The sequence below is a fragment of the Flavobacteriales bacterium genome, assembly GCA_016704485.1.
GTDB lineage: Bacteria > Bacteroidota > Bacteroidia > Flavobacteriales_F > PHOS-HE28 > PHOS-HE28.
In genome coordinates, this window is record JADJAA010000002.1 from 972,778 (window position 1) to 987,173 (window position 14,396).

At 48.4% G+C, this 14,396-nt stretch carries 16 protein-coding genes; 8 read left to right on the plus strand and 8 right to left on the minus strand.

Features of this window, described 5'->3' with window-relative positions; all coding sequences use genetic code 11:
* Window positions 1–80: 80 nt before the first annotated feature.
* The 3 genes from IPF95_15240 to IPF95_15250 form a co-directional block, all read right to left on the minus strand.
* A complete protein-coding gene (locus IPF95_15240) occupies window positions 81–1,859 on the minus strand; it encodes a CHASE3 domain-containing protein (GenBank protein MBK6476040.1) in 1,779 nt (592 codons plus the stop codon).
* Window positions 1,860–1,961: 102 nt separating this feature from the next.
* The gene (locus IPF95_15245) at window positions 1,962–3,359 is read right to left on the minus strand and encodes a sigma-54-dependent Fis family transcriptional regulator (GenBank protein ID MBK6476041.1); all 1,398 of its coding nucleotides are present in this window, start codon (window positions 3,357–3,359) and stop codon (window positions 1,962–1,964) included.
* A 14-nt stretch (window positions 3,360–3,373) separates the two neighbouring features.
* The gene (locus tag IPF95_15250) at window positions 3,374–3,730 is read right to left on the minus strand and encodes a response regulator (protein MBK6476042.1); all 357 of its coding nucleotides are present in this window, start codon (window positions 3,728–3,730) and stop codon (window positions 3,374–3,376) included.
* A gap of 315 nt (window positions 3,731–4,045) precedes the next feature.
* Here IPF95_15250 and IPF95_15255 point away from each other — a divergent pair, with 315 nt between their 5' ends.
* The 5 genes from IPF95_15255 to IPF95_15275 all read left to right on the plus strand — a co-directional run bounded on the left by IPF95_15255 (window position 4,046) and on the right by IPF95_15275 (window position 7,077).
* Window positions 4,046–5,218, plus strand: coding sequence for a DUF748 domain-containing protein (locus tag IPF95_15255; GenBank protein ID MBK6476043.1), 1,173 nt, complete (start codon window positions 4,046–4,048; stop codon window positions 5,216–5,218).
* 220 nt (window positions 5,219–5,438) lie between these two features.
* Window positions 5,439–5,627 carry a DUF1328 domain-containing protein gene (locus IPF95_15260; protein MBK6476044.1) on the plus strand — a complete coding sequence of 63 codons (189 nt, stop codon included), beginning with the start codon at window positions 5,439–5,441 and terminating at the stop codon, window positions 5,625–5,627.
* A gap of 23 nt (window positions 5,628–5,650) precedes the next feature.
* Window positions 5,651–6,271, plus strand: a complete 621-nt coding sequence (locus IPF95_15265) for an outer membrane beta-barrel protein (protein ID MBK6476045.1) — start codon at window positions 5,651–5,653, stop codon at window positions 6,269–6,271.
* A 64-nt stretch (window positions 6,272–6,335) separates the two neighbouring features.
* Window positions 6,336–6,587, plus strand: coding sequence for a hypothetical protein (locus IPF95_15270; protein MBK6476046.1), 252 nt, complete (start codon window positions 6,336–6,338; stop codon window positions 6,585–6,587).
* A gap of 274 nt (window positions 6,588–6,861) precedes the next feature.
* The gene (locus IPF95_15275; GenBank protein MBK6476047.1) at window positions 6,862–7,077 is read left to right on the plus strand and encodes a hypothetical protein; all 216 of its coding nucleotides are present in this window, start codon (window positions 6,862–6,864) and stop codon (window positions 7,075–7,077) included.
* Window positions 7,078–7,503: 426 nt separating this feature from the next.
* Here IPF95_15275 and IPF95_15280 read toward each other — a convergent pair whose 3' ends face one another.
* Entirely contained in the window at window positions 7,504–7,797 is a 294-nt protein-coding gene (locus tag IPF95_15280) for a YtxH domain-containing protein (GenBank protein MBK6476048.1), read from the minus strand.
* 459 nt (window positions 7,798–8,256) lie between these two features.
* On the minus strand, window positions 8,257–8,583 hold the full coding sequence (locus IPF95_15285; protein MBK6476049.1) for a hypothetical protein: 327 nt from the start codon (window positions 8,581–8,583) through the stop codon (window positions 8,257–8,259).
* A 230-nt stretch (window positions 8,584–8,813) separates the two neighbouring features.
* Here IPF95_15285 and IPF95_15290 point away from each other — a divergent pair, with 230 nt between their 5' ends.
* Both IPF95_15290 and IPF95_15295 read left to right on the plus strand, forming a co-directional pair.
* Window positions 8,814–9,245 (plus strand): hypothetical protein, encoded by a 432-nt coding sequence (locus IPF95_15290; GenBank protein MBK6476050.1) that lies wholly within the window; start codon window positions 8,814–8,816, stop codon window positions 9,243–9,245.
* Entirely contained in the window at window positions 9,229–9,570 is a 342-nt protein-coding gene (locus tag IPF95_15295; GenBank protein MBK6476051.1) for a hypothetical protein, read from the plus strand. Before IPF95_15290 ends, IPF95_15295 begins: the two co-directional genes overlap by 17 nt.
* A gap of 79 nt (window positions 9,571–9,649) precedes the next feature.
* On the opposite strand, the gene IPF95_15300 is transcribed toward IPF95_15295, so the two are convergent.
* Window positions 9,650–10,726 (minus strand): DUF4421 domain-containing protein, encoded by a 1,077-nt coding sequence (locus tag IPF95_15300; protein ID MBK6476052.1) that lies wholly within the window; start codon window positions 10,724–10,726, stop codon window positions 9,650–9,652.
* A gap of 156 nt (window positions 10,727–10,882) precedes the next feature.
* Here IPF95_15300 and IPF95_15305 point away from each other — a divergent pair, with 156 nt between their 5' ends.
* Complete coding sequence (locus IPF95_15305) at window positions 10,883–11,821, plus strand: YihY/virulence factor BrkB family protein (GenBank protein ID MBK6476053.1); 939 nt, start codon at window positions 10,883–10,885, stop codon at window positions 11,819–11,821.
* Window positions 11,822–11,885: 64 nt separating this feature from the next.
* Here the strand turns inward: IPF95_15305 and IPF95_15310 are convergent, their stop codons facing one another.
* Both IPF95_15310 and IPF95_15315 read right to left on the minus strand, forming a co-directional pair.
* Window positions 11,886–13,454: a hypothetical protein gene (locus tag IPF95_15310; GenBank protein ID MBK6476054.1), complete on the minus strand. Its 1,569-nt coding sequence runs from the start codon at window positions 13,452–13,454 to the stop codon at window positions 11,886–11,888.
* Between the two features lie 291 nt (window positions 13,455–13,745).
* Window positions 13,746–14,390 (minus strand): YdcF family protein, encoded by a 645-nt coding sequence (locus IPF95_15315; protein MBK6476055.1) that lies wholly within the window; start codon window positions 14,388–14,390, stop codon window positions 13,746–13,748.
* Window positions 14,391–14,396: the final 6 nt, after the last annotated feature.

The window sequence follows — 14,396 nt, forward strand, 5'->3', positions numbered from 1 at the left end:
CCATTGCCAGCAGTTAAATGTTCAACGTTTCGTAGACCTGGACATCAGGCTCAATTGTTGTTCATCCGCAAATCTCCTGATCACGTTCCTTTAACGAAGATCTTCTCCGGAAAGCGCAACGTGAACTTAGAACCATCGCCAACTTTACTCTGCGCGGACATTGAAACTTCGTGGCTTTTAAGAATGCTGCGAGCAGTCGTTAACCCAAGGCCCAGCCCACCGGAGCGACCTGTATAGAATGGTTCAAAGAGCCGTTCCAGATTCTCTGGCGGAATACCTTTCCCATTGTCCGTAATGGCCAAATAAACAGCTTCGGGGTCGCGTGTAACAGTAAAGGAAAGCTCCCCTCTTTCCGGATCCATGGCCTCCACTGCGTTCGTACAAATATTGGTGATGGCCAAGTTGATCAACTCGCAATCGGCCATCACTTCCGGTAGATCCGGATCGATATGGATCCTGCTTTTCATCAACTTCAGATCCAGCCGGTCCTTGATCGCCTTAAGTGCGTTGTTCACTATGTCGTCCATCTTGCACGGGATCAAGTTCAATTCCCGCTTCCTTGACGATTCCAACATTTCCTTGATCAATGTTCCAATGCGCTCCAAGTTGCGCTCAATGATCTGGAAGAAGTGCTTCACATCCTCATGATCCGCCTCCACTTCATCCTGCAATTGCTCGATCGCCAAATAAATGTTGGTCAAGGGATTTCTAACCTCATGTGCAACCGTGCGTGTTATCTGCGCTGTAAGCTCCAGACGGTCTGTCTCTACACTTGACTCTTGTAATCTTCTTTGTTCAGTGATATCCGTGAATGTCACCACAAAGCCATCCTCCATTTTCACGGCATGGATCCGGTACCAATTGTTCAAGCCCGAACCGTGGTAATGGATCTCACTCACGAACACATCATTTTCTTCAACCACTTTCACGTACGCATCGAACAATCCATTATCGTCGTGCTCGATCATTTCTTCCAAGAGGTGTTTGCCTACCAGGTCTGTTCGACCCAACATTTCATTGGCCACTCTATTCGAGGATAAGTACTCGAAATCAATGATGATATGCTCCTCATTTCGTAATGCTTTGAACGACATGATCCCATTCGGTGAAGTGTCCAACAATTTCTGGAGCATCCCTTGCAACTGGGTGCGGGTCAGGACCTCATCTGCCAGATCCCTGACATTCGCTCTAAGTTCTTTTCCCGCCACTGCCGTATCACGCAAAGAGCGTGTAAGTCGCCAGAACAGAATGCTAGTGGCCACGATCGCAAGCAAGGAGAATACGATCAGCATGGCTGGCGCGGCAAATCCTACGGACTCCTCTATTTCCAATGCTGCATTGCGTTGCACAACCAATCGCTGGGATATACGCTCGTAAATGCTGCGCGTTCTATCCATTTCAACTTTATCCACTAGCAGTGGTAAAGTCTCAATGAGCGTATCGCGCTCGACTTGTAGATCCACCGAACGTATTCGTTGCGCCCAGAGTGCGGTCAATCGCAGTGCGGAGGCTCTTAGACTATCCAGATCTTTGCGGTCCTCAACATTCTTGAACAATTCATAGGAATCGTGCAAACAACGAATGTGATCCACCTTCGCCGCGCGGTAAGGTTCAAGAAATGAGGTGTTCGATGTGATCACGTAACCACGAACACCGGTTTCTTGGTCCCTCAATGCGGACATCACACCATCAAGCGCAACCTTCTTCGCGGTTTGACCTCTGATAACATGCACCGAATCCTGAAATCCGGAAATACTCTTGTATGTTGCATAGAGCAGCACGAGCATGAGAACGACCATCCCGAAGAACAAGAGCTTTGAGATACGCTGCTCTTCAGTAATTCGTCGCAGGTCATTCATTGGAGCGCGGTTCCGGATACAACGGTGAGAACAACAATATTGCACGTGATACCCTGCTGAGATCCGAACAGCGGTTCATGTGCCACCAACCATCCACTTGGCTCACACATCCAGACCGAAGGCCTTCATCTTGTTATACAGGGTCTTCCTGTCTATGTTCAGCAATTCCGCAGTACGGGATTTATTGAAGCCATTCCGTTCCAAGGCTTGAAGTATCGCCTCCTTCTCTGCTTGGTGCGCCACACGCCTTAAACCATCATCCTCCGTGCTGGAACCGTTCGACGCATTTCCATTCGTAGCACTACCAGGACCAGCTAGAACCATTGCAGGCAAACAATCGCCGGAGATACGATCGTCCGTGCTCAACAACACTGCCCGCCTCACTACATTGCCTAATTCCCTAAGGTTTCCGGTCCATGAATGGGCCATAATGCGTTCCATTGCGTCCTCTTCGAACCCTATCACTGATCTACCAAGTCGGTCATTTGCAAGTTCCACGAAATGTTGAGCGAACATTGCGATATCCTCCTTTCGCTCACGAAGCGGTAGGAGGTGGATCGTGAATTCCTGGATTCGATGGAGCAGGTCCTCACGGAATCGTCCTTCAGCAACTGCTTTATTCAGATCCTCATTCGTTGCTGCCAGAATGCGCACATCCACATCGACATCCTTAGCGCCACCGATCCGCTTGATCTTGCGCTCCTGTAGAACACGTAATAGTTTGATCTGATTCTCATAGGTGAGGTTCCCTACCTCGTCCAGGAAAAGGGTTCCCCCACTCGCTTGTTCAAAGTTTCCGGCACGATCAGCAACCGCTCCGGTGAATGCACCCTTCGTATGGCCGAAAAGCTCGCTTCCCGCCAATTCCTTCGGCAATGCGCCGCAATCCACGGAAACGAACGGGCCCTTTGAACGCCGACTTTCTTCATGAATGCGTTTTGCCACGAACTCTTTACCGGTACCGGTTTCGCCGGTGATCAGAACGGACATGTCGGTCGGTGAAACGAGAGCTATGTGCTTATCGATCAGTTTGGCTGAAGCACCCGTACCGTTCACATACGTCCGATCACTTTTCTTCCTTGGAGCAACAGCTTTGTGTTGCCCGTCCACGGTGCTACTTGATCCTGACCTGGTCACTACCGCCAACGCATCTTGAACGCGCATCAACAATTCATCCGGATACAAGGGCTTGGCGATGTAGTCAAATGCACCTCTACGCATCAGATCAACTGCCAATCGAACATCTGAATAACCGGTGATTATGATCACTTGGATATCGGCGGAGATGCCACGGATATATTGGAGCATATCAACAGCATCCGTATCGGGCAAGCGATGATCACACAAGACCAGATCGAACTTCGTATCCGATAATACTGACTTTGCTGTTGCTCCACGATGAGCTGTGGAAACCTGGAAGCCGGCTTTTGTAAGCAGGCGGCTGAGCAGTAAACACAGATCTTGATCATCATCCACTACCAATACATTTTTCTTTTCCATAGTAGTAAGATCCATCATGCTTGAAACCCGAGGTCCTTGATCTTTGTAAATATATCCTGTCTATTGAATGGTTTAGCGAGGAACGTATCTGCTCCTGCTTTCAGGGCATTGCTACGTTCTGAATCCATTGCGCTGATCGCGATGCAAGACGCATTCGGCATTTTTGACCTGATCTCCGGAATGAGTTGATAGCCCAGCCCATCCGGTAAGTTAACATCGAGGAAAACCGCGTCGAAATCGTGTTCCTTGATCGCTTTACGACCTTCTTCAAGCGAATAAGCAGTCGTACATTCCACACCTGTTCGTTTTAGCATTGCACACAGTAGTTCACAGATCTCGATCTCGTCGTCCACCAGCAGGACTGTGTTCATGGCTCTTGTTCGTATCTCAGATCGCATATAAAATCATGTTGAGCATTCCCAATGACCATTATTGGTACTAAGCGAGAACTGAGGTGGTCAACACACACATACGTTGACCGTGAATACCATGCCATCCTTTAAATGCGCGATGCTGCCCTACCTGTGGTACGACCAAGATCCGGATCGTAAATCTATGGGTAAGAAATTCCCCGGTCGGGGAATTTCTTACATGCGGATGTATCCGCAAGAACCAGATCATGATGCGCCGGATCGAGCAGAACAACACGGCCTGATATTTTCCTGACCTGGACAAATTAGCCCTGAATGCCGGAAGTAGAAAAAAGTACGGATGAACCTTCTGAGAATAAAAAACACCGCCGCTTTCGCATCATCGCGATCATCGTTGGAATTCTACTTCTGCTTCGCATTGCACTGCCCTATGTGCTTCTCCGGGTTGCAAATGACCGTTTGAGCAAGATCCCGGGATATTACGGGCACATCGACGACCTGGATCTGGCGATCATACGCGGAGCGTATCAACTGGAGCGGTTCGATCTGCAACGTGTGGATACGGTTTCTTTAGAACGCACTCCGTTCATTGCTTCGAAGCTGATCGATATTTCCATTGAGTGGCGTGCGTTATTCAAGGGTTCTTTGGTCGGTGTGATCGAAGCGGATGAGCCGCGCCTGCGGTTCACCATTGGAGCTGCGGAACCGGAGGATGTGCAGGGAGACACCGCTACCTTGACAGATGTATTCGATGACTTCATGCCACTGAAGCTCAATCGCGTCGGCTTACGGAATGGGCGTTTGGAATATGCCGACCCGGGAGCTACACCTCCGCTGGACATGGCACTAACAGAGTTGAATGGTGAAGCATTGAACTTATCCTCGGTGATCGACAAAGCCAAGGTATTACCATCAACCATAACCGCAACGGCCACTATTTATGGAGGTGCAATGGCGTTGAACATGGGACTTGATGCCTTGAGAGATCAGCTTGCATTCGACATGGATCTAACTGTTGAGGACATTGAATTGACCCAAGTGAACGACTTTTTCCAAGCCTATGCGGATTTTGATGTGAACACCGGAAGCATGTCCGTGTATACTGAACTGGCTACGCAGGACGGAGCTTTTACCGGCTACGTTAAGCCGGTCATCAAGGACCTCGACGTTCTGGGGAAAGAAGATCGGAAGGACAATTTCTTCCGTAAACTTTGGGAAGGGGTCGTTGGCACAGCCGCTGTGATCCTAAAGAACCAAAAGGAGAAGCAGGTTGCAACGAAGGTCCCACTTGAAGGGCGCTTGGACGACCCTCAAGTGGGAAGCTGGATCGCCATAGGCCGAACGCTAAGGAACGCGTTCATAATAGCCCTGCAACCGATTCTGGACAAGGAGATAACGATCGGAGATCTGAACAAGGAAGTATTAGAAAAAGATGGCGGGTTCCTGAAGAATGTTTTCGGAAAGGAAGAGAACAAGGACAAGAACTGACGTTCCCGCCGAAAGGGGCCCCACTGAACCGATGATCAAGTTCAGATGGTCCATAGAGCAGATGCATTCTGACCGCTGGGAACCCTATACCCCACATCCGGGGAGAATCTTGACCATTCAAGAATTTCAGTCGATGTCCCAATCAATTAAGAACCAACGCTTTTGCATGTTGGCAAGCGATCAGCATTACGCAATATGATAAGTGCGAACCCTGCACGCGATGAACAATAAGCTCTATTCTACAATGTTACGTTCCGCACCTGTTCTGCTAACAATCGCGATCATCGCAGCTATAGTCGGGTATAGCGATCTTGGCGATGGTTCGGCGAATGTGGCGCTGATCATCTTCTTCATTGCATTGATCCTTGTGATGCTTGTATTGGTGATCGATGATAGGTCAACGAAATAAAATTGAAACAGAAGAAAACGAACATGAGACACCAAAAGATCCTACTAAGCCTCACCGTTCTTACTGTACTTAGCTTAAGTTCATCAGCACAAGAAGTTTACCTCGGTGGAGGCTATAATTCGAGCAATTTACTGAAGCAAGGCGAAGAGCGCTGGACGGGCCGATCAGGTTATCAATTGGGTGCCGATATTCGATCGGTTAATGTATGGTTTGCACAGTTCGGCGCACATCTATTGGTGCGCAACCTGAACTATTCACTGACCGGGCTCGACAGTGCTGGTGTCGTAGCATTAGGCAATACCGAATTCCGCTATACGGATAGGTCACTGCGCGTACCGTTAATGGTAGGAAGACATCTACTTAACCCTAAAGATGGATCGGCAGTGAACGCATATTTGATGGCCGGTCCTACCGTGATCTTCCCATTAAGCACTGAGTTGAATAATAGTGCTCTGAACGTGACCACGAACGGCTCTCAATGGTATTTAGGTGCGACGGGTGGACTAACGATAAAATTCCTGTTCGTGGAAACCGGATATTCTTTTGCCATGTCCAATGTATTCAAGGGCGATACCTTCCAAACGGATCCACGGATCAACCTATTCCATATTACCGGAGGTGTTAGACTCCGACTAGCACAATGAGCAGCTTAACTCACGTCGCAATGTGCGGAACTTGTTCTTCATTTCACCTAACCAAAAAAGAGTAATGGCACAGCGCAAGGATAAAGACAGCGGACTTCCGCAAACGGCAAGGTCCTCCGGACCAACTACAAACCGCAAGACCGAGCGTGGAGAGAACCAGAAAGATCCGCACGAATACGACCCAGGAGGAATGGCCGGGAAAAAAGCTGGGATCATCGAGGATCTTCAAGAAGAAGCCTGTGAACCAGAACACAATGAATCCAAGGCGGATACTTCCACACCTAATGATCCCTCGAAAGATCCCACTCACCGTTAGACCATGATCCTGCTTCGTTGGTGCCATTATTAAAACGCCATATGGTGTGCTACCGTTATCCTTGATCCGTGGATCGGGCACATCAATGATCGGATCCAGACCATCCTAGTACCATGCTGGTCTGCTTAATTTACGCGAACGAATAGCGATGGCAACTGCTGAATGATCGTGCGTTCCATCACGGACATCTTTCTCAAGTGTGGTGAGCGGTGCCGCATTCTTTCAAGCATTACCTAGAAAGTCATTGAGCTAGAATGGGCGTATACGAAAACAATTGGATCCATCGTCCTTCACGATCGATCCTTTCCACCGCTTCGAGGGACCCAGCGACCCTGCGGATATGAGCATCGTGTATGCGATCAGCTCAGATCAATTGGGAATGAAAGGGCTTATAGTTGGTGCATACGGTCCTGAGGCAGAAGCGCATATTCAGAAGATGGTACGTCCGCTTAAAGCCCATCACAACGTAGGTAGCACACAACCTGTATAACCAGCTGAACCGGGCAACAGTGTGATAGCCTAGGTCACCGGTCCGTTGGGAAGTGGACCTGGGGCTCCGACCTCGTCAAAATTCCGATGATGCACTTTAGCGCATAGATCAAAACGAGTTGATCCTGATCGGAATTATATCCATTAGCTACGCTTAATGCGGGTCGCATACACGTTGCTGCTAAGCGGTGGACATTGTTCGAATCGATCAAAAAGACCGCTATCTGATTACAAGGATATTATGCGTCGAGTCCAGTAAAACAAGAAAAGGTACCCAATCATGGGTACCCTTCTATTTGTCTATGGAATGATCCAAAGCTGGCCTTGCTCTAAAGCCTTTCAATTGATCATTCACACAGAGACGGTCATGACGATACGATAGGTTCTGGTAAGAGCGCACGTGTGAGGCGCACTATCACCAGGCCGTTCAGTTCCTATTGGCGGCGGAGCGGATGTTGCTCGCAGTCTCCTGAGCTTGCCCCTTCATCTCCTGTGCCGTCCCTTTTGCTTTGGATGCAAGGTCCTTGGCTTCGTCCTGAAGATCATCCAGCAACTCTTTGCCTTCATCCATCATTTCGGTTAGCCGATCTTTAAGATCCGCTCCTTTCTTTATCAATTTCTTACGAGTATTCGCACCTTTATCCGGTGCCAGTAATACTCCTAGCGCTGCTCCAGCTGCTAATGCTGCGAGCGCGATCGCTAATGTGCTTTTGTTAGACATTGTTTTGTTCTGTGTTGGTTCGCAATTACTATCTCAACCAGCGTGCCGAAAACAATTCGCCCAGCAAAGTTCTATTGTTGCTGGTTTTCATCGAACGGATGGGCATCCACGTGTATACTGAATTCCCCGATCGTTCTTGGAATGAGAAAGGATCGACACAAACAATGAAGCACTGGCCCATCGCAGAACCATCACAATAGTTCTGTTAAGCACCCCAATACTCTTGGACCGAACTGTACAACGTGTTAACCATTTCTCGGAACGAAAGCAGGCCGTGTACTCCTACACGGCCTGCTCTTCATAATAATTTACGGTGGTTGATGACAACTTCAATCAGTGGCCGTCCTTGTCGTGATCCACCTCTGTCTTTTGGTCGATCTTCTCAGCTTGGCGCTGGAACCAATTTCCCACGTCCTGTGACGTTTCCTGCGCTCCTTGCTTCACATCATTCCATGTTTCCTAGGTTGCAGCTTCCACATCGATCAGGTTCTTATCCAAGCGGGAGATCAGCTTATCCATTTCCGACCGCTCAGCTTCCCATTTGGTACGATCTGCTTCCGTAATGGTTGGATCCTTCAACTTCTCTTCGATCCGCGTCAGTTCCACGGCCACATCCTCACGCAATTTGCGCAGATCTTTTGTGGCTTCCTCTTTTCCGATGCGCAGGTCCACCAGAGCGTTATCCACTTTGGTTCCCACCTTCGTTTCATTTTGCTCAGCCGTGCTGCAGCTTGTAACGGTAATTAGCGCACCGATCAATCCGACTATCAACAGGTGCTTTTTCATGGCTCGTGATCTTTCCAAGGCATGTTCAGATCAGATGCCGGAGCGCGTATCGCTGTTCCTACAGGCATGTAGAAGGTTGCATAGATCATATGTGGGAATCTTTACGGGGATTACTCTCCCTCAAACAAGGCATTCTCTCCCCGATCAGATGCATTGTCCTTGATGCTGACTCTCGGAACTACTCTAGACTCCATGCCTGCCGAAGTCTGGCCAAGTGTTTGGAAAGGAGAATGCAAACAACTCCAATGGCGATCGATCAACATACGATAGAACAAGATACCAACGGTTCATTGACCTCAGAAGGAGGCCCGCTGGACTTCACCAATTTTATGGAAGCATCAGGACAGGACATCAAGAACTACGTTGCTGCAAATAAGGAATTATTGATCCTTACCCTAGCAGAAAAAGCCTTCAAGATGGTAGTCAAGGTGATCCATTCCGCCATTTCGCTGATCGCACTGCTTACTATTATTCTTTTCCTCAATACGGCGTTGGCCCTATTCGTAGGTGATCTACTGAATTCGACAGCCCTCGGTTTCGTAATAGTCGCTGGTTTTTATTTGTTGTTGTACGGCGTTTACGCGTTATGGTGGAAAAACTCCGGGCACGACAAGCTGTTCCTGAATGTAATTAACGATCTAACAGATGGAAAAGATGTATGAAAGGGTCGAGGATCTCAGTATTCACAAAGAAGCGCTGCAACATAAAGTGGATCGTGCAGAGGTCGCATTATCGGACCGTTGGGTGATGATCAAATCATCCGATATACGCGGCACTCTAGTTCGGGATGCGGTGAATGATGTGCTCGTTAAGTGGAAACCTTATCGCGTGGCACACGATCTATTGAATGGAAAAGTGAATGGAGGTGCAGTTGAAATGGTTACTTCCTTGTACGCCTACACACGGCCGACTTTTTTCAAACGCTTAATGGCACAAGGTGCAGGCGCGCTTTTAGCGAGACTTTTCGGTCATTCCCGTAAGCCATAGAATACTTGTGAAGAAGACCACACATTCAAGAACCGTGCAATTGGAATTCCATAAGCACATCAGCAACTTCAAATATCCTTTAAGGGTCTGCCAAAGGGATTACCTTGTCTGTCTTTTTCTTTAGCCAATTCAGGCCTTTATCAACTCGTTTTGATCGTTCCTTGAAGCGCTGCGCAAAAACCAATCGCACATTTCCTACATCCCAGGAAAAGGTTCGTTGACTTGACATGAAGTACCCAATATGTTCTTGATTCAGCAGTATCCCAACAAAACGCATCCGGCTATTATAGCCCAGACCCATGCGGACCTGGCCGTGCCAACCAACACCCAAGGTTCGTTGTTTGCTGACCACGACTTCTTCCTGTATTTGTAGGAATTGTGCACTTGGACCTATACCGATGGCTCCACTTACGGTCACGAAAAAGTGTTCTTTGAATGCCTTGGTGTATGCACCGCCTCCCATTGGGCCAATATCATAGAAAGTTCCCCGTGTGATCTGTGAACTGGCATCCAATTGGTTCTGCAAAGCAGTGGGTATGATGGATGAATCCGCTCGGACGATGTAACATGTTGCATAGCCACCGACCAGCCATGTTCCTTGCGATCGCAATTGCACGGCATCCTGATTGAAAGCTGCTCTGTAGCTGAACTTTTCAGCATTAAGGATCCGCAGCGTACTGAGCCCGATATTCACTTGACGCATATCCTCTCGGTATGGGTACGCCGTGCTTTGCTCCCAACCTACATCGAACGGCGAACGATTGGAGATATGATAGCCACGATACGTCTGTAAGAACAAATTCGTTGACTGCTTATTGCCATGGATGTTCGCTTGGGCATCGAAATACGTCGTTGCTCCTTTTCGTTCATCATCCTTATTCAAAAAAGGAGCCTTCACACCGATATTCAGCGTTAATTTTCTATAGCTGGCCCCCACTCCGATATTGATCTGGCTGTTGGGCTTGAATCGTACGGATTCAGAAACAGCGTTACCACGCAGTGAAAAACTATTGTACTTATTGCTCAGGTATACTCTGATCGTCGTTCTATTCGAGAGATCCTGAACATAGTTGGCATCAATGTCCGGTTTCTTTCCTTGCGCCCTTACGGGACCCGAAACAAGCATGATCCATAATAGAAGTACGCCTTTCCACATCTATTTCCTTTGCGTTCCGAATGACATACGGCATGCCGCTTTTTTTGGGGATCTGGACCTTAATGCTCAGGTGGTTCAGATATTGCATCAAAGGACGGGCAGCTGAGTCGCACTTGAACAAAATAGTTTGGAAGCAGTTCTATTGGTATAAGAAATATGAGGTCAACATCCCTAACATCCACCAAGACATCCAGCACTGACCGGCTAAAGCGTTTTTGGCTTACGCTGAAAGATGCTTCGAAAGAATTCATCGCGTCCGATCCTTTTTCACAGGCAGCGACCATCGCCTACTACACTATTTTCTCCTTACCTGCTGTAATGATACTTACGATCATGGCAGCAGCATCGTTCTATGACGAAGAGTCGGTGCGCACCGCATTGTTGCATCAAGCTGGGGTCATGATCGGCCCAAGCACTGCTGAACAACTGGGCTCCATGCTACAGAATGCAGAAGTTACAGAGACCAAATGGATGGCGAAGATCATAGGGCTGGTCGCATTGGTCGTGAGTGCAGGTTCCGTATTCGCAAGCTTACAGAGTGCATTGAACAAAGTTTGGAGCGTAGAATCCAAACCGGGGAAGGCGATCCTGAAGTACATGGGCACCAGACTTCTATCCTTGGCTTTAGTGGCCTGTTTCGGATTTCTAATGCTTGTATCACTGGTTCTGGACGCGGCATTGGTAGCATTCTCGGATCAGATCGCGCAACGGCTATCCGGCGTTACCACCATCGTCCTTTCAGTGTTGGATGTAGTGATCTCCTTCAGTATCATCACCTTGATCTTCACGCTATTATTCAAAGTATTGCCGGATGTTAAGGTCCGCATAAAGGACGTTGTGACCGGTGCTATGCTGACCGCACTTCTCTTTACGGCGGGAAAGTATTTGATCAGTGCCTACATCAGCTACACGAATGTTGGCGACACATATGGTGCAGCCGGAGCCATTGTAATTATTCTGGTGTGGGTCTATTACTCTACGATCATTATGCTTTTCGGCGCACATTACACGCATGTGCATACCCGGGATCATGGTTCCGGTGTGATCGCGTCCAAGCACGCAAAACCTTTAGCAGAAACTGAAGTTGCTGCATAGGATCTGCATTCAAGGTTCGTTTGCATCTACTCTATTGACATGCTTGCGATACGCTCTCCGATGATCACATCGTAGCGAACCCAGGCAGCATACTTGCCTTGGCACCTTCGCGCAAGCCGGACCAGAGGTAATTGAAAACACTTCGGTCCCTATGTCGCTCGAATTCATAATCCACCCAGCCATCACCTTCCTTAGCCCCTGTTCGGTCTCCTTTTACCAACAGGTTCAGAAGTGCAGATAAGGCTACGTTCTGCTTTTCTTTATTCTTCTTGGATTGCACATCGAGCTTCAGATCACTGTAGCGCATCCAAATTCTCGCAGCGGCCTGGCGTTCTGAGCCATTCATGTATAGGGTGATCGAGTTGATGTGGCCTTGAGGTGTGCGAACCCCGGACATTGCAGCCGTTGTTGCCATTAGATCGGAGAACGGCAAACGACCCAGTTCAGCTTTCAGCTTGATGGCATTCGTACTGTCGGACACATTCGTGCTGAGTGAAAGCTCCACAGGTGTGTCCTGGAACACTAGGGATGTTGCGTTGATCTCCATGTCCTCCTTCATTGCTGGCTCATTCCTAACGTTAACGACCGTTCCATTAAGTTCATGGAACGGAAATTTCGCGAATGGCCTGCTTGCATCATTTCGTTCGTGATACGTGATATTAAAGTTTGCGACCGAGATGGTATCGATGCCGCAATTCATGGGAAGTTTCCTGATCAGCACAGCAGGTAAGGGTTTCACCTTGTAAGCTTCATCGGGTCGCAACTTATCACGCACTACTTCGATCGTTGCGCCTGCCAAGCGCAGCTTTTGATGCCTCCAAGGCTTTTTAAAGTCCATGAACATCTGGTCGTCCAAGCCTGCGATACTGATCGAATCAATTTGCATGGAGATAATGTCCCTTTCGATCGGAACCTTTTTCGCCAATTCCTCCAGATCATCCATCGGCCCGGCCCTAAGACCAGTGATAGAGGCCGTATGCAATTTCCCATCAATGGCAATCCGGTCCACATCGAGGTCACCATCCATAAAGGGAGATACATGACCTTCCTTTAGATCAGCAGATATACTTGACCAAGAAAAACGCACTGGAGCATCCTGGCTCCACTTGGATACCGCAAAGTCCTCACAATCTATTGCTGCATCGGCAAGCCGGATCACCATTCCATCGGCCAGCGTAACCTGGACCTTTGATGCATGAATTGAAACAACGTCCACGATCAATACCCCGTATGGTTTCTCTTTCGTTGTGGTATCCGTTCCACCATAATCTCTTTGGTGGATCGCGGCTTCTGAGAATGTCACGACCGCTTCTTTGAAGTGAAGCTTTTTCTTTGAGAACCAATCGATATAGGACATTCCGCTCAATTGCAGTGTATCCAGATCTCCGACAATGCTTGAACCCGACGCACTATCGGTGCGTTGGATCGCACTGATCCGTGTTAAGCGAACATCGCCACTCGCAATCTCAAGATCTACTTTGAGCTCGTTACAATTGTGATAGTATTGCTCATCCTGAATAAGCTTGCAGATCTCCGTGCGGATCAAGTTCTCCAGATACAGGTCGACTCCAACATAGGCCAATACGAGGAGCGCTACAAAACCTAATAAATAGTAGATCGAATGCCTTTTCATACTTTAAGATGGGTGGGTCTAATTATACGGTTACCGAGAATTATGCTACAACAGGTGGTCTAAATAAAAGACCGGACATAGTGTATTTGGATCATCATTTTCATTAAAACTCTGAGCAATCTACGCATCGAACCCAACACTAACAGTAAGTGCGATAACGATGATCTGTAAATAGTTCACGGGTCCTTCGTTCAGATAGCACTTTGAAGCGTGTAAAGTGAATGGAATTCACATGTCCAAGACCCATCTCGATGCCACTACTTGAGCGGGATCTTTGCGTAAGATCTCACCTCAATACTTCCACAGATAGTACATGAGCTTCACGTACTCGTTGTTCACCATCAGTAGCCCGTCCTCGCTTTGCCACCAGCGGTTGCTGTCGTAACGGTCGGAGTAGGCGCCACGCACCAATACGGTAATGCCTTTGCCTTTGCCCTGTTTACGCAATACGCGTTTCACGCGGCGCAAGTGGAATTCGGTGGAGACCACAGTGATCGTATCGTAGTTGTTCTCAATGGCGTGTGCTAGGATCACGCCTGCCTCTTCCCATGTGCTGGTGCCCGTTTGTAGCAAACCAACCTTTGAACTGTCCGCTCCCGTGCGCAACATCGCGTGTTGGGAGAGTTGGGCTTCAGTTAGATCAATGCCTTCTGCGGCAAGCAATGGATAAAAGTTCTCTCCTGTACAGTAAGCAATGTCTGCTTTGTTGGCACCCAACAAACGAGCCGCTTCCCTACCCCGTTCAATGGGTGAGCCGCCGAGCACATAGATCGCATCGGCGTGCAATTCCTTGTCCTGATCGATGAGCATATCGCCCGTTGCGCGTAATAAGGTGTATCGGAATGCCCACAGCAGCCCAAGAACGATGGCAATGCCCAAGAACGAAAGCATGAACCGGTTCAGTAAGAACTCTGCTGTTCGTCTAAGAAACGTCATATTCGA